This window comes from Pseudomonas sp. GNP014 (genome assembly GCF_054344005.1).
In genome coordinates this window covers 4626583-4647546 of record NZ_JBTGUS010000001.1, presented here as the reverse complement: position 1 = coordinate 4647546, position 20964 = coordinate 4626583, and the positions used below count along the sequence as shown (strand labels likewise).

Here is a 20964-nt window from a genome sequence, read left to right as displayed (position 1 = left end):
TCAGATGTTCCAGCGCGGTGCGGTTTTCGCCAGGCGCTGGCGCATCTCGGTGATGTTCGCAGCCAGTTGCCGGGTCAACAGTCGATAGCCATCCAGCGCGCTGTAAACCGGCACATCCAGCTTCACCTCCGCCAGTTCCAGAGGTCGATCGAGGCGTTGTGCCGCGCCGGTTTTCAGGGCGCGAGCCATGCCGATCAACTGCACGCGAATCTGCCGGTGTTCAGCCTTTAGCGCCGATTGCAGATGAGCCATGGCTTGCGGGTCGTTGGCGTCCGGACGGGTATTGCCGAGGATTTCCAGGGTGCTGATGCACATGCGCAGATTGCGCTGGATCGCATCGAGTTCGGTCATCGAGATCTTCACTTCCTTGGACACCGACGGCATCAGCGAGCGCAGTTGCACCATCACCGCGCCGAGGCGCGCCATCAGTTTCAGATGTTCATCGGCGCTGACCGGATGGCCGCTGATGATCCGTCCGTACACCGTGGCGCAATCGCGCAGGGCATCGGCCAGGTTATAGCGCCACGAATACACAGCGTACAGCGGCAAGGCAAACGAGAACGCCAGTGCCAGCGCGATGCCGATCAGGATATCGACGCCGCGCCACAAACCGTCCGTGATCGGATTGTCGCCATGCCCGGCGACGATGAACACGGTGATCGCCGAGAGCAGAGCGGTGTAGCCGCCCTTGCCGATGGCGTGATAGGAAAAGAATCCGCAGACCACCGCCATGGCGAAATAGGTCAGCCACGGCATACCGAGCCACGCCTGCTGCGCGACCAGCAGCAAACCGACGCCGGCGCCGATCAAGGTGCCGGTGGCGCGTTCAGCGGCTTTTTTGCCAATGTTGCCGTGATGCTGCAAACCGCCAATCACCACCAGCATGGTCACCGACGCCCACTCGCCGTGGGGCAGGTTGATGCCGGTGGTCAGCAGGATGGTCGCCAGCAACCCCAACGCCACCCGCACCGCGTGGATCACTCGGGCGTGCCGATAGCGCCGGTACGGGTCCAGCAGCGGACGCAGGATTCGGCGCAACAGCGGAGGCAGTCGGTGGGTGCTGAATGTACTCAGTGCAAGGTCCTCGTCAGAAAATGTAATCGGTGGTCAGGAAGCTTGAATCGCGACCGCGAATGATCTCGCTGATCAGGTCCTTGTTGCTGTCCTGGAACTTGGTCGCCACCAGCGTGCGGATCGAAAACACCCGCAGCGCATCGTGTACCGACAGCGTACCTTCGGCGGAGTTCTTGCGGCCGTTGAACGGGTAGGTGTCCGGGCCGCGCTGGCACTGGGCGTTGAGGTTGATCCGCCCGACCTGGTTGGCGAAGGTGTCGACCAGTCGGCCGACGGCCACCGGGTTGGTGCCGAAGATACTCAACTGCTGGCCGAAATCCGATTCCAGCACGTAGTCGATCACGGTGTCGAGGTGACGGTACGGCACGATCGGCACGACCGGGCCGAACTGCTCCTCGTTGTACACGCGCATCTGCGGCGTCACCGGATACAGCACTGCCGGGTAGAAGAACGACTCGCGCGACTCGCCGCCATTCGGGTTGACCACCTCGGCACCCTTGCTGCGCGCATCCGCTACCAGGCCATGCAGGTAATCGACCTTGCCCGACTCCGGCAGCGGTGTTAGCGACACACCGCTGTCCCAGGGCATGCCCGGTTTCAGCGTGGCCAGTCTGGCGTTGAATTTCTCGATAAAGCTGTCGACCACATCTTCGTGAACGAAGAGGATTTTCAGCGCGGTGCAACGCTGGCCGTTGAACGACAGCGAGCCGGTGACCGCTTCGCTGACGGCGTTGTCCAGATCGACTTCCGGCAGCACGATGCCCGGGTTCTTCGCATCCAGCCCCAATGCCGCGCGCAAGCGGTGCGGTTTCGGGTGCAGTTTCTTCAGGTCACTGGCGGCCTTGTTGGTGCCGATGAAGGCGAAGATGTCGATCTTGCCGCTGGCCATCAGCGCGCTGACGGTTTCGCGGCCGCTGCCGTAGATCACGTTGATCACGCCGGTGGGGAAGCTGTCTCGGAAGGCTTCGAGCAACGGACGGATCAGCAACACGCCGAGCTTGGCCGGTTTGAACACCACAGTGTTGCCCATGATCAGCGCCGGAATCAGCGTGGTGAAGGTTTCGTTCAGCGGGTAGTTGTAAGGGCCCATGCACAGCGCGACGCCGAGCGGCACGCGGCGGATCTGGCCGAGTGTGTCCTGTTCCAGCTCGAAACGGCTGGAGCGGCGGTCGAGTTCTTTAAGCGCATTGATGGTATCGACGATGTAGTCGCAGGTGCGGTCGAATTCCTTTTCCGAGTCCTTGAGGTTCTTGCCGATTTCCCACATCAGCAGTTTCACTACGGCATCGCGCTGTTGGCGCATGCGGCCGAGGAAGGCTTCGACATGCTGGATACGTTCGGCGACGCGCATGGTCGGCCACAGGCCCTGGCCACGGTCGTAGGCGCGGACAGCGGCATCGAGTGCGGTCAGCGCAGTGTCGGCGTCGAGCAACGGGGTGCTGCCGAGAATCACTTGTTCGTCGCCGTTCTCGCCGTGCAGATAGACCGGGCTGCGCACTTGGGCGAGCGGGCCGTCCCAGCGGCGCAACTGGCCATCGACGAGGTATTCGCGTTGCTCGACCTGACCGTCGAGGCGGTATTTTTCCGGGATGTCGCTGACAGAAGGGAACAGGTTGCCAAGGATGTTTGCTGTGGTCATGTCGCTACCCCGTGTTGATGTCCGTATGCAGATCAAAAAGTCTCTGTAGGTTATACGCCTGAATGCGCCGGGATTTAAACCCGCGAATGTCACGCGAATGTCACGCAAAGGCGCAGAACAGAGGGGGGCAGCGACACCGCTCAACTTGGGGCCGCTGGCTTTCCAGCGAGGTGGCCGGTACTTTCACGGGCTTTAGTGGCTGACAATTCGCTATCGCTGGCAAGCCAGCTCCCACAGGGTTTTGTGTCTATCGCCGATTCCGACTTCATTCCGGACTGGCCCCGGATGCCCCCTCTCTGTCCCGCAATGCCCTCAACCTGCTGACCTGCCTGCCTTAAGGTGTGCTTACAACAATAAGCGCTGCCACCTTCGAGGAACGTTATGCGGGCAATCCGTCTCACTTTACTGCTGGCGTTAGCCATGACGCTGTTTGGCTGCGGCGAAGAGCCCAAACCCCTGGCCAGCACCCCCAACAACGCCATGCCCAAAGACCCGGCACTGGCACAGATCTACACCAACAGCTGCCAGCTCTGCCACGCCAATCCGGCCGCCAACGCACCGCTCACCGGCGATCGCAAGGCCTGGGAGCCGCGCATCCGGCAGGGCGCCGACACGCTGCTCGACCATGCCATCAACGGCTATAACGGCATGCCGCCGATGGGCCAGTGCGTCGAGTGCTCGGAAGAACAATTCCTGCAACTGATCGGCTTCATGGCCGATCAACCTCTCCCACAATAAGGGCGTGCGCATGACGATGGATCTGACACGGCGTCAGTTGTTGCAGCGGGCAAGTATCGTTGGCGCCTTCAGTGCGCTGGCGACGAACCCGGCCTTGGGCCAATTGATGCGCGCGCCACGACTGATTCCCTGGCGCAACTGGTCGGGCGGGCAGAGTTGCCTGCCGGCGGCACGGCTGGCGCCGAAGAATCTCGATGAGTTGACTCAAGTGATCCGTCAGGCGCAGGGCAAGATCCGCCCCGTAGGCTCGGCGCATTCGTTCAGCGCGCTGGTGCCCACCGACGGCACGCTGTTGTCGCTGAGTTACTTCAACGGTCTGCTCGATCACGACCCGAACACCCTGCAGGCCGAATTCGCCGCCGGCACGCCGATGTCACGCATGGGGCAACCGCTGAAAGACATCGGCCAGGCTCTGCAGAACATGGCCGATATTGATTACCAGACCCTCGCCGGCGCCATCGCCACTTCGACCCACGGCACCGGCAAAACCTTTCAGTCTTACTCGGCGCACGTCTGCGCGATGCAATTGGTCACCGCCAGCGGCGAAGTGCTGGACTGCGACAGCCAGCGCCACCGCGATGTGTTCAATGCGGCTCGCGTGTCTCTTGGCGCCCTCGGTGTGGCAACGAAAATCCGCCTGCAAAACCGCCCGGCCTATCGCCTGCGCGAGCACCAATGGATCGCCAGGACCGAAGAGCTGCTGGAGGACCTCGACAAGAACACCCGGGAAAACCAGCATTGGGAAATGCTCGTGGTCACCCATTCCGACTACGCCTTGTCCATCGCCCTCAACGAAACCAGCGACCCGGCCACGCCGCCGATTCCACCCGAAGAGGAGGGCGGCAACGAGTTTGTCACCCTGATTGAGAAGATCGACAAATATGGCAGCGATTTCCCCGATCTGCGCCGCACGCTGCTCAACAGCCTGCGCCATCTGGCCAGTTTCGAAGATCGCGTGGGCGACTCGTTTGACATCTATGCGAACGTGCGCACGGTGCGCTTCAACGAAATGGAATATTCCGTACCGGCGGAGCAGGGCCCGGCGTGCCTGCGCGAAATCCTCAAGCTGATTCAGGACAAGGACCTGCGCACCTGGTTTCCCATCGAGTACCGCTACGTCAAGGCAGACGACATACCGCTGAGCATGTTCGAGGGGCGCGACAGTTGTTCGATCTCGGTGCACCAGCACTATCAGATGGATCACCACAACTTGTTCGCCGCCATCGAGCCGATCTTCTGGAAGTACAACGGCCGTCCGCACTGGGGCAAGTTGCACACGCTCAATGCGCGCACCTTGCAACCGCTGTACCCGCGCTGGCGCGAGTTTGTCGAGGTGCGCCAGGCACTGGACCCTAGCGGCAAGTTTCTCAACGCGCATCTTTCGTCGATTCTGGGGGTGAACTGATGGCGGTCGATCGACGCAATTTCCTGCTCGGATCATTGGGTGTCGGCGCTTTGTTGCTCGGCGTCGGCGCATGGCTGAGGCCGGGTGATCGCGGCTCGCCTTACAGTGAATATTTCCGTGCGCTGAACCGTGAGCTCAAAGAGAAAGGGCCGATGCGCCCGGTGCTGCTGATTGATCTGGACCGCCTCGATCACAACATTGATGTGGTGATGCAGTCGGTGCAGCGCGGCGGCAAGCAGCTGCGCCTGGTGGAAAAGTCGCTGCCGTCGCCGGGGCTGTTGAGCTACATCGCGCAGCGTGCGGGGACGCAAAAGCTGATGTCGTTTCATCAGCCGTTTCTCAACCACGATGCGGTGACGTTCCCGCAGTCGGACATCTTGCTCGGCAAGCCGCTGCCGGTACGTTCCGCTGCGCTGTTTTATCAAACCCACAAGGGCCCGTTCGATCCGGGCAAGCAATTGCAATGGTTACTCGACAGCCCCGAGCGCTTACAGCAATACCTCGCGTTGGCCCAGGGTCTGGGCACGCGGATGCGGATCAACATCGAGCTGGACGTGGGACTGCACCGCGGCGGCGTCAGTGATGTGAATGTGCTGGGGCAGATGCTCGCGCTGATCAACGCCAACCCGCAGCATCTGGAATTCGCCGGGTTCATGGGCTATGACCCGTTCGTGGGCATGGGCGTGCCGGGGATTCTGGGTTCGCCCGAAGAGCTGTTTGCCAAGGTCATGGTGATTTATCAGCGTTGTGTGGATTTCACTCGCCAGCAATTTCCGGCGTTGTGGCACGACGGTTTGTGCCTGAATACCGCCGGCAGCCCGAGTTATCGCATCCATGAAAACGAAACGCTCAGCAGCGAAGTCTCGGTGGGCACGGCGATGCTCAAACCGACGCACTACGACTTGCCGTCGTTGGTCGAGCACGTGCCGGCAGCCTACATCGCCACGCCGGTTTTGAAGAGCACGGGCGCGGTGAATATTCCGGCGCTGGATGACAAGTCGAGACTGTTCTCGTGGTGGGATCAGAACCAGCGCCAGACCTTTTTCATTTACGGCGGCAACTGGATGGCCGAGTTCGAATCGCCGCCCGGATTGCAAAGCAACAGTGTCTACGGCCGAAGTTCGAATCAGGAGATGGTTAACGGCTCCAGTGCCGTTGGCCTGACAGTCGAAGACCAGGTTTTCCTGCGGCCAACCCAGACCGAAGCGGTCCTTCTGCAATTCGGTGATTTGCTGGCGGTGCGCAACGGCAAAATCGTCGACACCTGGCCTGTCTACACCTGATCCAAAATCCGCAAAAATCCCCCCTGTAGGAGCGAGCCTGCTCGCGATAGCGTCCTGTCAGCTGATATTTATTGTGCTGACACGCCGCTATCGCGAGCAGGCTCACTCCTACATTGGATGTGTGTACACCCACACGCTGTAATGAAGCTTTTATGACAAAAGTTCGGTAGCACATAGCCAGTCCGGTCATGCCTATGTAACGCGCTTGAGGAGCCCGACAGGGCGCTTTTCACAAGCCGAGGCGGGACGCCGGGAGTGAGGCAATGGGGACTATGGAACGCTACTCGAAAGTGGGCATGCAGGAACTCGATCAACGCCTGTCGAAGATCGTTGAAGCCGCGCGCAAGAAGCCGGTGTCGGTGTATCGCTACGGCGCACCGTGGGTCTGGATCGTCTCGCAGGATGACTGGCAGGGCGCCTTGAAAGAGGTCTCCAGTTACATTCCGCCGGGCCATTCGCTGGTGTTGCTGCGCCCGCAGATCGACGATTTGCTCGACGCCCACCAGGGCCTTCTGCACGACCTCAATGCCGAGCCCGGCATGCTCATTCCCGCGCAAACGGTCATGCACATTCTGCTCCTGCAACTGCTGTATTCGGTGCCCAGCGAACAGCAACTTTACGAACAGCTCAATTACAACCTGCTGTTCCGCTGGTTCGTCGGCCTGGGCCTGAACCAGAAAGTCTGGAGCTTCAACGCCCTCAGTCGCGACATCGCCACGCTGCTCAACGAGCCGCGCGCGGTGCTGCTCATTCAAAAAATCATCGGCGAAGTGTTCTGCGGTGCCTTGCTGCAAATGCCCGAGTTCTCCTTGAACTTCGCGCTGTTGCACACGTGGCTGGGCAAGCACGCCTGCGCTTCGACAGCCAGCAATTGACGCCATACACGCGGCGTTCAAAACGCCAACAGGTCATCGCGAATTCAGGGGGTAGTGTGGAACCGATTTTCAAGTCACGGCTGGCGCTGTGGGGCTGGCTGCTGGTGACGGCGGGTGCGCAGCCGGTATTGGCCGAAGAGGCTGGCGAAAGCGCGGCGGCGCAGCGTCTGGTCGACGTCAACGAATACTTCGTGCGTGGCAACACCGTGCTCGATGCGCGGGCGATCGAGGAAGCGGTGTATCCGTTTCTCGGCCCACAAAAAGCCCTGAGCGACATCGAAGGCGCACGGGATGCGTTGCAGAAGGTTTATCAGCAGCGCGGCTATCAGTCGGTGTTCGTCGAGTTGCCGGAGCAAGCCGTGGCCGACGGCATCGTTTATCTGCAAGTCAGCGAAACCAAGGTCGGCCGGGTGCGTGTGGTCGGCGCCAAACACTATTCGCCGCTGGACATCCGCGACAACGTCCCGGCGCTGAAAGAAGGCGAGGTGCCGGACTTCGCCAAGGTCCAGGGCGAGCTGGCGCAACTCAACAGAACCCCGGGCCGGCAAGTGATGCCGTTGGTGCGCGAGGGTCAACGCCCCGGCACCATGGACGTCGATTTGCAGGTCGAAGATCAGAACCCGTGGAGCGCGAGCGTCGGCCTCAACAACGACTACAGCGCCGACACCGAAAAGCTGCGCGCCGTGACCAGCCTCGGCTACAACAACCTCTGGCAGCTCGGCCACAGTATCAACCTGACGTACTTCACCGCGCCGCAGGACACCGATAACGCCAAGGTCTGGTCGGGTTCCTACACCGCGCCGTTGACCGAGCGCTGGAGCGTGCAGTTCTCCGGATACCAGTCCGACAGCAACGTCGCCACCATCGGCGGTAGCAACGTGCTCGGCAAGGGCCACAGCTATGGCGTGTCGGCGATCTACACACTGCCGTCGAGTGGCAACTGGTCGAATTCGCTGTCGGCCGGCATCGACTTCAAGGACTTTGACGAACGCCTGACGCTGTCCGGAGAAAGCGACAAGGTGCCGCTGCAGTACGCGCCGTTCACCTTCGCCTACAACGGCTTCCGTTACACCGAAAAGAGTCAGCTCGGCCTCGGCCTGAGCCTGGTCGCCGCCGCCCGCAGCATCTTCGGCTACGGCAGTTCCGACGAAGATTTCGACTACAAACGCTATCGCGCCAAACCGAGTTTCGCCGTGCTCAAGGGCGATACCAATTACACCTGGACCTTCGACAGCGACTGGCAGAGCGCGAGCAAAGCCGCATTCCAGCTGGCCTCGGGGCCCTTGGTGTCCAACGAACAATTCTCCGCCGGCGGCGCGACCTCGGTGCGTGGCTACCTGGCCGCCGAACGCACCGCAGATGACGGCTTGCTGCTCAGTCAGGAAGTGCGCACGCCGTCACTGGCCAAATACGCCGGCAGCTGGATGCAGGACTGGCGCTTCTACGCCTTTGCCGAAGGCGCGCAGTTGTACCTGCGCGACGAACTGCCGGACCAGGACGCCAGTTACGCCCTGGCCAGTGTCGGCCTCGGCACCCGCGCCAGCCTGAGCAAATGGCTGTCCGGCAGCCTCGACTGGGGCTACCCGCTACTCGAAGGGCCGAATACCTCGAAACAGGAATCGCGCCTGCACTTCAACCTTCAAGCCACTTTCTAAAGGAGCACGTTCATGCAGCGTCTCATTCTTTCGTTGTTGATCTGCCTGGGCTTCGTGCTCCCGGCCACGGCTCAGGCCTGGTGGCAGGACGACTGGCACTACCGCAAACAGATCGCCGTCGACACCACACCGCAAGGCGCCGCGATCAATCAGCCGCTGGGCCGTACCGCGCTGTTGGTGCGCCTGCACACCGGCAACTTCACCTTCGATGGCGTCAAGGAAGACGGCTCGGATCTGCGTTTCGTCGCTGCCGATGACAAGACCGTGCTCAACCACCAGATCGAAAGTTTCGATGCGCTGATGGGCATGGCGCTGATCTGGGTCGATGTGCCGAATGTCGAGGGCGGGCAGCGTCAGGACATCTGGATGTACTACGGCAACCAGAAAGCTCCGGCCACCGGCAACGGGCAACTGACCTTCGACCCGAACTACACCGCGCTGTATCACTTCGACGGCGCCACCGGCACCCCGGCCAAAGACACCACGGCCTACGGCAACACCGCGCAGAGCGCGACCGGCGCGGCAATCGACGGTGTAGTCGGGCGCGCCTTGCAGTTCAGCGGCCAACCGTTGCTGCTGCCGGCCAGTCCATCGCTGCAACATAACGCCGGCAGTGCGTTCACCTTCAGTGCCTGGCTGCGCCTGGATCAGGCCGGCGGCGAGCAACTGATTCTGGCCCGCCGTGAGGGCGCCAACAGCCTGCTGGTCGGCGTTAATCAAGGCGTGCCGTTCGTGGAGATCGACGGCCAACGTGCGCTCGCCACTCAACCGCTGAATCCGGGCCAATGGCAGCATGTCGCGCTGACCGCTGAAGGTTCGAAAGTCACCCTGTACATCAATGGTCGTGAAGGCGCGACCCTCGCTCAGGCAATGCCGGCATTCAACTCGGTAATGGCCATCGGCGCCGATCTGCACGAAGGTCCGTTCCAGCCATTCGCAGGCGCCATAGACGAACTGCGCCTGTCAAAAGTCGCCCGTCCGGCGCCGCTGCTGCTGGCTGATGCCACCTCGCAAGGCGCCGAGTCGAAACTGGTGGCTTATGGTGTCGATGAAGAACAGTCCGGTTTCGGTTTCGGCAGCCTCGGTTTCCTGCTCAACGCCGTGCCGGTGGACGCCTGGGTGATCATCGCGGTGCTGGTGCTGATGATGTTCCAGTCGTGGATCATCATGCTGCGCAAGAACCACACCCTCAGCCGCGTCAGCAAGGCCAACGAAGACTTCCGCGAGCAGTTCGCCAAGGTCGGCACGCGCCTGGAAATGTTCGCCGACGACGCGCAACTCGCCCAGCGTCTGCAGCACTCGCCGCTGTGGCGCCTGTACTCGGTAGCGGTCAAGGAGATCCGCACTCGCCGCGAGCAGGGCGCCGATACCTCGTCGGTTTCCGCTGCAACCATCGAAGCGATTCGCTGCTCGATGGACGGTGTGCGCACCCGCGAGAACCAGGTCCTCAGCTCGAAACTCTCGACCCTGTCCAACGCCATTGCCGGCGGCCCGTACATTGGTCTGCTCGGCACCGTGCTGGGGATCATGGTGGTGTTCCTCGGCACCGCAATGGCCGGCGACGTCAACATCAATGCCATTGCACCGGGTATGGCCGCCGCTTTGCTCGCAACCGCCATGGGCTTGTTCGTCGCCATTCCGGCGCTGTTTGGCTACAACCGCCTGATCACCCGCAACAAGGAAGTCAGTGCCGACATGCGCGTGTTCGTCGACGAGTTCATCACCCGCCTGGCGGAGATGCACGGCGAGAGCCAGTTCAGTGAGTCGTCGCATCGCGGCCATCACGCCAACCATTCCGTACCGGCCTGAGGAGCACTGACATGGCGTCCGTAAATGCCTCCCACGACGATGATGAAGATGCCGCAGTGGACAGCATCAACATCACCCCGCTGGTCGATGTGCTGATGGTGGTGCTGGTGATGTTCATCCTCACCGCCACTGCGCAGGTCTCGGGGATCCAGATCAACCTGCCCAAGGCCAGCGCCTCCGTGTCGCTGTCCGAAGCCAAGACCAAGGCGATTTCGGTCAATGACGGCGGGCAGGTGTTTCTCGACGCTTACCCGGTGACCCTGGCCGAACTCGAAGAACGTCTGCGCATCGAGAAGGCGCAGAGCCCGGATTTCCCGGTGATCGTGCGCGGCGACGCGACGGTGCAGTACCAGAAAGTCATTGAAGTGCTGGATCTGTTGCGCCGGCTTGAACTGTCCCAGGTCGGTCTCGTCACCGGCAAACCGAGTCAGGGCTGAGTCATGACCGCACAACTCCCGATCGAGCCGTTGCCGGTGAAAAGTCCCGTGCGGCGCTACGTGAAGTGGGGCGCCGGGCTGCTGATCGGCGCTGTCGCGGCGTGGTTCCTCTGGCAGTGGGCCAACGACATGAGCGGCATCCGCCGCGAAGCGCCGAAGGTGCCGATGATCATTCCGTTACCGCCACCGCCACCCCCGCCGCCGGAAAAACCACCGGAGCCGGAAACCCCGGTGGAAGAGAAAATCGTCGAGCCCGAACCGACGCCCGAGCCGCAAGAGGTCAAGCCCGAGGAAGAAGCGCCGCCATCGCCGGCGGACGACCTGGCCAATCCGATGCAAATGGACGGCGATGCGCAGTCCGGCAATGACGCGTTCAACATCGGCGCGGGCAAGGGCGGCGGCATGGCCGGCGCGGGTGGCGGGCGTTTGGGCACGGGGACGTACAGCCAGTTCCTCGCTTTCACCTTTCAACGCCTGCTGCGTGAGAACCCGGATCTGCGCAACCTCGCGTTTTCGCTGCAGGCCGATGTGTGGCTGAGCGGCGTCGGCGAGATCACTCGCGTGGAGCTGATCAAGTCCAGCGGCAACCCCGAGATCGACACCCAGGTACTGGCGGCGCTGCGCAACGCGCCGCACTTAAGCGAACGGCCGCCGGCCTCCATGACTTTGCCTGTGCGCCTGTCCCTGCAAGGGCGGCGTCCAGGTTAACCCCATTTATTTATCGCCAAGCATTCAAGCTTTGCCAAAAGGAGTTGTGTGCAGATGATTTCCAATGTGAATCGATTGTCTCTGGCGGTCGGCATGGTCATCGCGACCCTGGTCGGTCAGGCCGCGGCAGCGCCTGCGCCCGCGCCTTCGGAGAACGCCACGATCAATCTGATCCGCTTGCTGGTCGAGCAGGGCATTCTGAAACAGGACAAGGCCGATGCGCTGATCGCCCAGGCGCAGAACGAAGCGAACCAGGCGAAACAGGCGGCGTCCACCGCCGTGGCGGCCGGGCCGGTTGCCGCGCCGGGTGATGTGCGTGTGCAATATGTACCGGCGGCGGTGCGCGACCAGATCCGCGATCAGGTCAAGGCCGAAGTCATGGCCACCGCCAAACAGGAAAACTGGGCCGCGCCGAATACCTTCCCGGACTGGGCCTCGCGCATCAGTTTCGACGGCGACATTCGCCTGCGCGACGAATCGCGCTACTACTCGGACAGCAACAGCAACGAGATCGTCGACTTCGCCAAGCTCAACAACAATGGCCCGTACGACGTTAACCCGAACAGCAGCACCAACCTGCCGCCGCTGCTCAACACTCGTGAAGACCGCACCAACCAGTTCCGTATTCGTGCGCGGCTGGGCATGAAAGCGGTGATCTCGCCGGAATGGACCGCCGGCATTCGCATCGGCACCGGTTCGGACAACAACCCGGTATCGACCACGCAAAGCCTCGGCGGCGGTTTTGCCAAAAAGGACATCTGGCTCGATCAGGGCTACCTGAACTGGAAACCCACCGATGAGCTGACGCTGACCGGCGGGCGCTTCGCCAACCCGTTCATGTCCACCGACATGCTGTATTCCAACGACCTCAATTTCGACGGCGTGGCCGCGATTTTCGACCACAAGCTCAACCGCGACTGGGGCGTGTTCGGCACCGTTGGTGCGTTCCCGGTGGACTACACCAACGACACCGCCAGCAGCAACGGCTTCGACAAGGAAGAGAGCGACAACAAGTGGCTGTACGGTGCGCAGATCGGCGCCAAGTGGGCGATCAACAGCAACAACCGTATCAAGGGTGCCTTGGCCTACTACCGTTTCGACGACATTCAAGGCCAGCGCTCCAGCCCTTGCGAGCCGTGGGCCGGTGCACCGGGCTGCGACAGCGACGGCAGCCGCGCGGCGTTCATGCAGAAGGGCAACAGCGTGTTCCTGCTGCGTGACATCACGCCGAACCCGCTCAACCCGACGACCACGCCGCAACCGCAATTCGTGGGGCTGGCCTCCGAATTCAACCTGCTCGATCTGAACCTGGTCTGGGATGCCGACCTGCCGCAAGACTTCAAGCTGCGCAGTCAGGGCAACTACATCCACAACCTCGCGTATGACGAAGGCGACATGCGCAAGCGCTCGGCCGGGCAGATCGTCAACAACCTCGACAGCGACGGCAACGTCGAAAGTGGCGCCAATGCGTGGATGGTGCAGTTCACCCTCGGCAGCGCGCTGGACCTGAAAAAGCAGGGCGACTGGAACATGTTCGCCGGCTACAAGTACATCCAGCCCGACGCCTTGCCGGACGGCTTCAACGACTCGTCGTTTCACCTCGGCGGCACCAACGCCAAGGGCTATTTCCTGGGCGGCAACTACGGTCTGGCGAAGAACGTTTATGCGACCGGTCGCTGGATGAGCACCGAGGCGGTGTATGGCGCGCCGTTCGACATCGACGTCTTGCAGCTTGAGATCAACACGCGCTTCTAAGGCGCCCGGAGAACGATCATGCACGCACGAGTTTTACTGTTGGGGCTGAGTTTTTTCATTGCACAAGGCGCCCATGCCGAAGGCATGGAAGAGCGCCTGCGCACCCAGTTGCGCAGCACCACCCAGCAGTTGCAGGCCCTGCAAAGTCAGCAGGCCCAGGCCAGCGCCGCGCAACTGGCGGCGCAAAACGAGGCCAGAGCCGCACAGGCGCAGATCAAGCAATTGACCGCCGAACTGGCCAAAGCCAAGGGGCTCGCCGAGCAACTGGCCGGGCAACAGCAGAGCCTTCACAGCCAGGCCCAGGCACAAGTGGCGGCCAGTGCCGAGCAGACCGGCAAGTTCAAAAAGGCCTACGACGAGTTGCTGCTCATGGCCCGCGCCAAAGAGGCAGAACGGTCTAAGCTTCAGGCGCAATTGGCTGAACGTGACACACAAGTGCAGCAATGTTCAGTCAAGAATCAGCAGATGTACGGCGTCGCCAAGCAGATCCTCACCGCCTACGAAAACATCGACGTGGCCGAGGTGATGAAAATTCGCCAGCCCTTCGCGGGCAGCGCCCGGGTCAAGTTCGATGAACTGGCCCAGGGGTTTGGCGACGAGCTCTACAAGACTCAATTCGACGCGCCGCAAGCTGCGCTCACGCACTGATAAACAAGGAAGAAAATATGACTCAATTGATCACCCACGTTTCCCCGCAATCGCTGACCGACGTCCTGCAAGCAGCGGGTTATCGCGTCAACCAGACCGAACAGAACGGCATCGTGCAGTTGCTCAGTGCCAGCCAGGGCATCGGCTATGCCGTGCGCTTCGGCAACCCGGCGGTAGAGCAGGGCAGCTACGTCGATTTCACCTTCAGCTGCGCGCTGCGCGTGCAGGGTGAGTTGCCGCAAGGCGTGGCCGAACAATGGAACGCCACCCGCCGGTTTGCGCGGTTGTCGTTGCAGGGCGAGTTTCTGGTGATGGAAATGGACGTGGTGGTGGCGGCCGGCGTGAGCAACGATCACCTGCGTGGCAATCTGGAATTGTGGGATCGCCTGCTGCAGGAATTCATTGTCTACCTGCGTGATTTCAGCCAGGCCGCGCAAGCCTCGACCGCCAAAGTCGCCGTCGCCGAGCAAGAGGAAGTCGCGCTGTGAAAAAGCCTGCCATGGTGATCGGCGTCGGGGCAGTGGCGCTGTTGGTGGTGGCCGTGGCGCTGGTGCTGCGGCCGGGAAGTGCCCCGGTCGCTGCCCAGCAATCGGCGCCGGTGGTGGCGGTGGCGGCGGTGGCGGCGGGGCCGGCAGTGGCGCGATTGGGCAACCAACAGGTCACGCCTGCGGAGTTGCAGGCCTTGCTGGCAACGGTGCCGCCCGCCACCCGCGAGCAATTGCGCGGCAACCGTGAGGCGCTGGAGCGCTGGATTCGTGCGCGTCTGGCGGAAAAAGCCGTCCTCGAACAGGCCGATGCCCAGGGGTGGGCGCAGCGTCCGGAGGTGGCACGACAGACCCGTGCGGCGACCGAGCAGATTGTCTTTCGTGACTACTTGCGTTCAGTCAGCGAAGTGCCGGCGGACTACCCGAGTGCGGCCGAGTTGCAGCAAGCCTATGACGCCGGCAAAGCCAATTGGCAGACCCCGCCGCTGTATCGGGTCAGTCAGATTTTCCTCGGGGTGAATGACCCGCAGAACCTGGAGAGTGCGCGCAAACAGGCTGCCGAACTGAGTAAAAAGGCTCAGGCGTCACCGGGGGAATTTGCCGCGCTGGCGACTCAGTACTCGCAGGATCGCGCCAGCGCTGAACGTGGCGGCGACACGGGGCTGCAACCGTTGCAGCAACTGGTGCCGGAAGTTCGCGGTGCCGTCGCCCGGCTGAAAGTCGGCGCGGTGTCCGACCCGGTGCAAAGTGCGGCCGGGTTCCATGTGATCAAACTCACTGAACAACAACCGGCGCGTACCGCGACACTGGACGAACTGCGCGATCAACTGACTCAGGCCTTGCGTGCCCAGCGTCAGGAGCAGATCGCCCAGGCGTATCTGGACGGGATGCTCAACACGGCAACGCTGAGCATCGACGGGGCCGAACTGAACAAGGTTCTCGAAACCAAGCCCTAGAAAACCCGTACACCACAACCCCTGTAGGAGTGAGCCTGCTCGCGATAGCGGTGTGTCAGGCAAAGAGATGTCAGGTGTGCCGACGCTATCGCGAGCAGGCTCACTCCTACAGGGGATCTGCGTAATGCCTAAATACAAAGATCGACAGGGAGTCATCAATGTCATTCACCGAACCCGCAGGACGACAGGGCAGCGCCGACTACCGTTGGGCGCAGGAGGCCAGTGAACCCTGGCTGGCGCAGGCCGCGACCATCCCTGCAGAGGTCGCCCGTTACTTTCTGGTCAGCGCCCGCTGCGGCTGCTTCATGCAGGCTGCGCGCAGCCTCAATGTGCGCTCGACCTTGCTGCGCAAACAGCTCGCACAGCTTGAACAGGAATTGCAGCACACGCTGTTCAGCTTTCAGGGCAGCGCCCTGAGTCTCACCCGCGAAGGCCAGCAGCTACAGGCCAAACTGGTCGCGCTGGCCAACGAACGCAAACTCCCGGTGATCGAACAGCCGCTAATTCGCCTGGCCGTCGCCGAATCGATCCTGCATGACATCCTCGGCCGCGACCTGATCGCGTTACTGAGGCGCAACGCCAGCGTGCGTCTGGAAATCATCGCCCTCGACAGCGAACTGTCCCTGCGCGCCGTCAGCGCCGACATCGTGCTCTGGCTGGCCCATGGCGACACACCGTACCCGGGCCCGACCTTTGCGATTTCCAAGCCGCAGCGCCTCGCACGGCTGGACTATCTGCCGCACATCGCCAAACGTTACTCACGCGTCACTGCCCGCCCGGCCAGCGCCGAAGACCTCGCCGATTTCATGCTGGTGCAATGGCAGCACGACCGGCAGATCGGCAGTTTCCAGCCATGGAACCAACTGGTCGAACAGCGTCTGGCCGGCGTGGTGCAGATGCAGTCCTACGAGCTGATGCTGGAAATGATCCGCTGCAGCGCCTGCATCGGTTTGCTCCCGGCGTACATGAGCCGCTTCGACCGGGGGCTGGTCGCGTTGCCGGGTTTGTTTGACGAACCGATGCAGCTGCAGGCGTGGCTGGCGGTCAATGCGCAAACCCAGACAGTGGAAGAAGTGCAGGCACTGGTCGAACTGATCCACCACACCTTCGACGAACGCCACGAATGGTTCCAGCCCTGACCCCAAGCCCTGTAGGCGTGAGCCTGCAAGTGGTTACCGCTGGCAGATGAGGTGATCGGCGGTTTAGAGTCATTGGCCACACATTCGATCCAGGAAGGATCCACCATGCCCGAGCACACTCCCGCCATCAAAATCGAACGCTTCAACGAATCGCACATCGAGGGCGTTACCGCGCTGTACAACGACCCGGCCGTGACCCGGCAGGTGTTGCAGATGCCGTTCCAGTCCACGGAAGTGTGGCGCCAACGGCTAATGGCGGACAACGAGCGGGCGGTGAAGCTGGTGGCGCTGCATCAGGGGCAGGTGATCGGCAATCTGGGCCTGGAAGGCTACTCGCGGATTCGCCGCAGCCACGCCGGCAGCATCGGCATGGGCGTCGCCGTGGCGTGGCAGGGCAAGGGTGTCGGTTCGACGCTGCTGGCGGCGGCACTGGACGTCGCCGACAACTGGATGAACCTGCACCGCGTCGAGCTCACGGTCTACGCCGACAATGAAGCGGCCATTGGTTTGTACCGCAAGTTCGGCTTCGTGGACGAAGGCCTGTTTCGCGACTATGCGGTGCGCGACGGGCACTGGGTCGACGCCCTGAGCATGGCCCGTCTGCGCACGCGTCCCACCGCCTGACTCAATCGCCCAGTGCGAACGCCACTGCCGACTGCGCATGCAGTTCGGTGGTGTCGAGCAGGGGCAGGGCGCTGTGCTCGGGTTTGATCAGCAAGCCGATTTCCGTGCAGCCGAGGATGATCGCCTGGGCACCACGGGCAGTCAGGGACTCGATCACTTGCCGGTAAATCTGGCGCGAGGCCTCGCTGATCACCCCCACGCACAATTCTTCGTAGATGATCCGGTGCACATCCTTGCGTTCGGCTTCGTCCGGCACCAATACCGTCAAACCCCGGGCAAGCAGACGCTGCTTGAGAAAGTCCTGTTCCATGGTGAAGGCGGTGCCGAGCAACCCGACCGTGCGTGCATCAATCTCCAGCGCAGCGCTCGCCGCCGGCTCGGCAATGTGCAAAAACGGAATGTTGATCGCTGCCTGAATCTGTTCGGCGACCTTGTGCATGGTGTTGGTACACAGCACCACGCATTCGGCGCCGCCCGCTTCGAGGCGGCGTGCGGCGTCCACCAGAATCGCCGCCGCATCGTCCCAGCGCCCGGCGTGCTGGGCCTGTTCGACAGGGCCGAAGTCAACGCTGTACATCAGCAATTGCGCCGAGCGCAACGGGCCGAGACGATCACGGACCTGTTGATTGATGAGGCGATAGTATTCGGCGCTGGACTCCCAGCTCATGCCGCCGATCAGGCCGATGGTACGCATTGGACTTCCTCTGATGATGCCCGTTGCAAAAAGTCGGGCGCCGGCAGAGTGTCCATTTGTTCAGCGCCTTGTGCCAGTGCAAAACAACTGTACCGCCGAACCTCTCGCAAAGTGTCACGGTGCCCGCTGGCGAGGTTAAACGTACGCCGGCGCTGCGATCTGTCACTATCGGCTCTTGCAGGTTCTCTCAGAGGAATGTACCGATGAACGACGTACAACAACTGGGCGAAATGCTTCGCCACTATGCCGAAAGCGAAGCGCACAAGAAGCAACTGTTCGAATCCCAATCGGCGGTGTGGACGGCGCGGATTACCGAACTGTTCGGCAATATCCAGCAATGGCTGGAACCGGTACAGGCCCCGCATCTGCTTGAGGTGAACCGCGAAGCGTATGTCGCTTTCGGGCCGAGCACGCCGGTGGAAACCTCGACCTTCAAGACTGAAAAGCTGAGCATCCTGATTGCCGGCAAACCGGTGGAGTTCGTGCCCGATGTGATGGGCAGCGCCGGACAGATTTCCCTGGCGGTGATGGGCCTGACGGCAGCGCGCTATGGCAGCATTTCGCTGGTCGGGTTGCCGGACGGCGAGTGGCAGTGGCGCAAGACCAATGGTCTGAAGGACCCGGACACGTTTGCCTTTGACGCCAACTTTCTTGCGCAGCAATTGCAGAGCCTGATTCCTCGCGATCGCTTTTAAGATCAAGGGCTTACCCCCCTCACCCCAGCCCTCTCCCCCAGGGGGGAAAGGGGGCAGACCGAGTGCTGTTCAAAACCTGAGTTCGACTCGATGTTTCAGGTCTGTGTAGTTCGCATAACTACTCGGTCAGTTCCCTCTTCCCCAGGTGGGTGTGGGAAAGGGGGCAGACCGAGTGCTGTTCAAAACCTGAGTTCGACTCGATGTTTCAGGTCGGTGTAGTTCGCATAACTACTCGATCAGTTCCCTTTTCCCCAGGTGGGTGTGGGGAAAGGGGGCAGACCGAGTGCTGTTCAAAACCTGAGTTCGACTCGATATTTCAGGTCGATGTAGTTCGCATAACTACTCGATCAGTTCCCTCTTCCCCAGGTGGATGTGGGGGAAAGGGGGCAGACCGAGTGCTGTTCAAAACCTGAGTTCGACTCGATATTTCAGGTCGGTGTAGTTCGCTTAACTACTCGGTCAGTTCCCTCTCCCTCTGGGAGAGGGCTAGGGTGAGGGCAACCCGGCTGACACCCCTCACATCTCGAGATTGACCCACCCCGGCTTCGCCACCTCCGGCGCCACCGCTTTCACAGTCTTGCCGGTGGCCATCTCCACCCGCCGCGCCACCTCCGGGTCATCGGCAAACGGCACCATGCTCGCTTCATCCAGACTGTCCGCCGTCTCCCGCCGCAAGCAGTACTCCACCGCCAGCCACAGAAACACCACGCCTAACACATTAAAGAAAATATCCATCAGAACAGGCTCCTTGCCTCAGGCGATCTGCGCTTCACTGCGCGCCAGCGCCACATCGGCCACACGCACCGTGCGCCAGACGTTATAAGCCATCAGCAACATCCCGGTGAGGAAGAACACCCCGCCGGCAAACCGCACGATGAACCCCGGATGACTGGCTTGCAGCGCCTCGACGAACGAATAGGTCAGCGTGCCGTCCTCGTTGATCGCCCGCCACATCAGACCCTGGGTAATGCCGTTGACCCACATCGAGGCGATGTACAACACCGTGCCGATGGTCGCCAGCCAGAAGTGCAGGTTGATCAGCGGCGTGCTGTACATCTGCTCGCGGCCAAACACTTTGGGCACCATGTGGTAGGTCGCACCGAACGTAATCATCGCCACCCAGCCCAAGGCCCCGGCGTGGACGTGGCCAATGGTCCAGTCGGTGTAGTGGGAGAGGGCGTTAACGGTTTTGATCGCCATCATCGGCCCTTCGAAGGTCGACATACCGTAGAACGCCAGCGACAGCACCAGAAAGCGCAGGATCGGGTCGGTGCGCAACTTATGCCAGGCACCGGACAAGGTCATCATGCCGTTGATCATCCCGCCCCAGCTTGGCGCCAGCAGGATCAGCGACATGGCCATGCCCAGCGACTGCGCCCAGTCCGGCAGGGCGGTGTAGTGCAAATGGTGCGGGCCGGCCCAGATGTACAAGGTGATCAGCGCCCAGAAGTGCACGATCGACAAGCGGTACGAATACACCGGGCGGTTGACCTGTTTCGGCACGAAGTAATACATCATCCCGAGGAACCCGGTGGTCAGGAAAAAGCCCACCGCGTTGTGCCCGTACCACCACTGCACCATCGCGTCGGTGGCGCCGGAATACACCGGATAGGACTTGAACCAGTCCACTGGAATCGACAGGTGATTGACCACGTGCAGCATGGCGATCACCAGAATGAACGCGCCGAAGAACCAGTTGCCGACGTAAATATGCTTGGTCTTGCGCTGGACCACGGTGGTGAAAAACACGATGGCGTAAGCGACCCAGACCACCGCCATCCACACCGCGCCGGAGAATTCGATTTCGGCGTATTCCTTGGTGGTGGTGTAGCCCAGCGGCAGGGTGATCAGCATGATCACGATCACCGACTGCCACCCCCAGAAGGTGAACGCGGCGAGCTTGTCCGAGTACAGCCGCACCTGGCAGGTACGCTGCACCGCGTAATAACTGGCGGCGAATTGCGCGCTGCCGGCGAAACCGAAAATCACCAGGCTGGTGTGCAGCGGCCGCAAGCGACCGAAGGTGGTCCACGGCAAGTCCAGATTCATGTCCGGCCATACCAGTTGCGAGGCGATCCATACCCCCATCGCCATGCCCACGACACCCCAGAAAACCGTCGCGATGACAAATTGGCGGACGACCTTGTAGTTGTAAGCCTGTCCGATTGTTGCTGTGCTCATGGTCAGTTCATCCACGGTTGCAAAGTCTTGCCAGGCCACCCTGGTCTGGCACGAGCTGCACTGTAGAAACCCCGCTAGAAACAAAACAGGCTCAGGAATCTTTCATTTGTGCGGATCAGATTGAAGGGCTGACTGCGGCGTTCTGCCGCGCCCTGATATGGTTT

Annotated in this window: 20 protein-coding genes; 15 read left to right on the top strand and 5 right to left on the bottom strand. The window is 61.6% G+C overall.

Annotated features, from left to right (window positions below):
- Both ACXX9E_RS20855 and ACXX9E_RS20850 read right to left on the bottom strand, forming a co-directional pair.
- Entirely contained in the window at positions 1-1041 is a 1041-nt protein-coding gene (locus tag ACXX9E_RS20855; protein WP_177490684.1) for an FUSC family protein, read from the bottom strand.
- Between the two features lie 46 nt (positions 1042-1087).
- Positions 1088-2713 carry an NADP-dependent glyceraldehyde-3-phosphate dehydrogenase gene (locus tag ACXX9E_RS20850; RefSeq protein WP_128616167.1) on the bottom strand — a complete coding sequence of 542 codons (1626 nt, stop codon included), beginning with the start codon at positions 2711-2713 and terminating at the stop codon, positions 1088-1090.
- 381 nt (positions 2714-3094) lie between these two features.
- Here ACXX9E_RS20850 and ACXX9E_RS20845 point away from each other — a divergent pair, with 381 nt between their 5' ends.
- The 14 genes from ACXX9E_RS20845 (at position 3095) to ACXX9E_RS20780 (ending at position 17230) form a co-directional block, all read left to right on the top strand.
- Positions 3095-3451, top strand: coding sequence for a c-type cytochrome (locus ACXX9E_RS20845; RefSeq protein WP_458556089.1), 357 nt, complete (start codon positions 3095-3097; stop codon positions 3449-3451).
- Between the two features lie 76 nt (positions 3452-3527).
- Complete coding sequence (locus ACXX9E_RS20840) at positions 3528-4856, top strand: D-arabinono-1,4-lactone oxidase (RefSeq protein ID WP_458556606.1); 1329 nt, start codon at positions 3528-3530, stop codon at positions 4854-4856.
- A gap of 74 nt (positions 4857-4930) precedes the next feature.
- Positions 4931-6139: a DSD1 family PLP-dependent enzyme gene (locus ACXX9E_RS20835; protein WP_458556605.1), complete on the top strand. Its 1209-nt coding sequence runs from the start codon at positions 4931-4933 to the stop codon at positions 6137-6139.
- A 263-nt stretch (positions 6140-6402) separates the two neighbouring features.
- Entirely contained in the window at positions 6403-7014 is a 612-nt protein-coding gene (locus tag ACXX9E_RS20830; RefSeq protein ID WP_411353433.1) for a transposase, read from the top strand.
- 56 nt (positions 7015-7070) lie between these two features.
- Positions 7071-8669 (top strand): ShlB/FhaC/HecB family hemolysin secretion/activation protein, encoded by a 1599-nt coding sequence (locus ACXX9E_RS20825; RefSeq protein ID WP_458556088.1) that lies wholly within the window; start codon positions 7071-7073, stop codon positions 8667-8669.
- A 12-nt stretch (positions 8670-8681) separates the two neighbouring features.
- The gene (locus ACXX9E_RS20820; RefSeq protein WP_458556087.1) at positions 8682-10478 is read left to right on the top strand and encodes a DUF2341 domain-containing protein; all 1797 of its coding nucleotides are present in this window, start codon (positions 8682-8684) and stop codon (positions 10476-10478) included.
- Between the two features lie 11 nt (positions 10479-10489).
- Entirely contained in the window at positions 10490-10915 is a 426-nt protein-coding gene (locus tag ACXX9E_RS20815; protein ID WP_007915482.1) for an ExbD/TolR family protein, read from the top strand.
- Between the two features lie 3 nt (positions 10916-10918).
- A complete protein-coding gene (locus tag ACXX9E_RS20810) occupies positions 10919-11623 on the top strand; it encodes an energy transducer TonB family protein (RefSeq protein WP_123469117.1) in 705 nt (234 codons plus the stop codon).
- Positions 11624-11677: 54 nt separating this feature from the next.
- Positions 11678-13378 carry a putative porin gene (locus ACXX9E_RS20805; protein WP_458556086.1) on the top strand — a complete coding sequence of 567 codons (1701 nt, stop codon included), beginning with the start codon at positions 11678-11680 and terminating at the stop codon, positions 13376-13378.
- Between the two features lie 18 nt (positions 13379-13396).
- Positions 13397-14026 carry a DNA repair protein gene (locus tag ACXX9E_RS20800; RefSeq protein ID WP_123469113.1) on the top strand — a complete coding sequence of 210 codons (630 nt, stop codon included), beginning with the start codon at positions 13397-13399 and terminating at the stop codon, positions 14024-14026.
- A 17-nt stretch (positions 14027-14043) separates the two neighbouring features.
- Complete coding sequence (locus ACXX9E_RS20795; RefSeq protein ID WP_186747976.1) at positions 14044-14514, top strand: YbjN domain-containing protein; 471 nt, start codon at positions 14044-14046, stop codon at positions 14512-14514.
- Entirely contained in the window at positions 14511-15467 is a 957-nt protein-coding gene (locus ACXX9E_RS20790) for a peptidylprolyl isomerase (protein WP_458556085.1), read from the top strand. The genes ACXX9E_RS20795 and ACXX9E_RS20790 overlap by 4 nt, the downstream gene beginning before the upstream one ends.
- A 158-nt stretch (positions 15468-15625) precedes the next feature.
- The gene (locus ACXX9E_RS20785) at positions 15626-16606 is read left to right on the top strand and encodes a LysR family transcriptional regulator (protein WP_128614496.1); all 981 of its coding nucleotides are present in this window, start codon (positions 15626-15628) and stop codon (positions 16604-16606) included.
- A gap of 105 nt (positions 16607-16711) precedes the next feature.
- A complete protein-coding gene (locus ACXX9E_RS20780) occupies positions 16712-17230 on the top strand; it encodes a GNAT family N-acetyltransferase (RefSeq protein WP_458556084.1) in 519 nt (172 codons plus the stop codon).
- Between the two features lies 1 nt (position 17231).
- Here ACXX9E_RS20780 and ACXX9E_RS20775 read toward each other — a convergent pair whose 3' ends face one another.
- Positions 17232-17924 carry an aspartate/glutamate racemase family protein gene (locus ACXX9E_RS20775; protein ID WP_222832804.1) on the bottom strand — a complete coding sequence of 231 codons (693 nt, stop codon included), beginning with the start codon at positions 17922-17924 and terminating at the stop codon, positions 17232-17234.
- Positions 17925-18127: 203 nt separating this feature from the next.
- Between ACXX9E_RS20775 and ACXX9E_RS20770 the strand changes: the two genes are divergently transcribed.
- Complete coding sequence (locus ACXX9E_RS20770; RefSeq protein WP_186747979.1) at positions 18128-18619, top strand: hypothetical protein; 492 nt, start codon at positions 18128-18130, stop codon at positions 18617-18619.
- A gap of 516 nt (positions 18620-19135) precedes the next feature.
- Here ACXX9E_RS20770 and ACXX9E_RS20765 read toward each other — a convergent pair.
- Together ACXX9E_RS20765 and ccoN are read right to left on the bottom strand one after the other, a co-directional pair.
- Positions 19136-19354 (bottom strand): hypothetical protein, encoded by a 219-nt coding sequence (locus ACXX9E_RS20765; protein WP_422495960.1) that lies wholly within the window; start codon positions 19352-19354, stop codon positions 19136-19138.
- 18 nt (positions 19355-19372) lie between these two features.
- Positions 19373-20800 (bottom strand): cytochrome-c oxidase, cbb3-type subunit I, encoded by a 1428-nt coding sequence (gene ccoN, locus ACXX9E_RS20760; RefSeq protein WP_123469203.1) that lies wholly within the window; start codon positions 20798-20800, stop codon positions 19373-19375.
- Positions 20801-20964 lie beyond the last annotated feature (164 nt).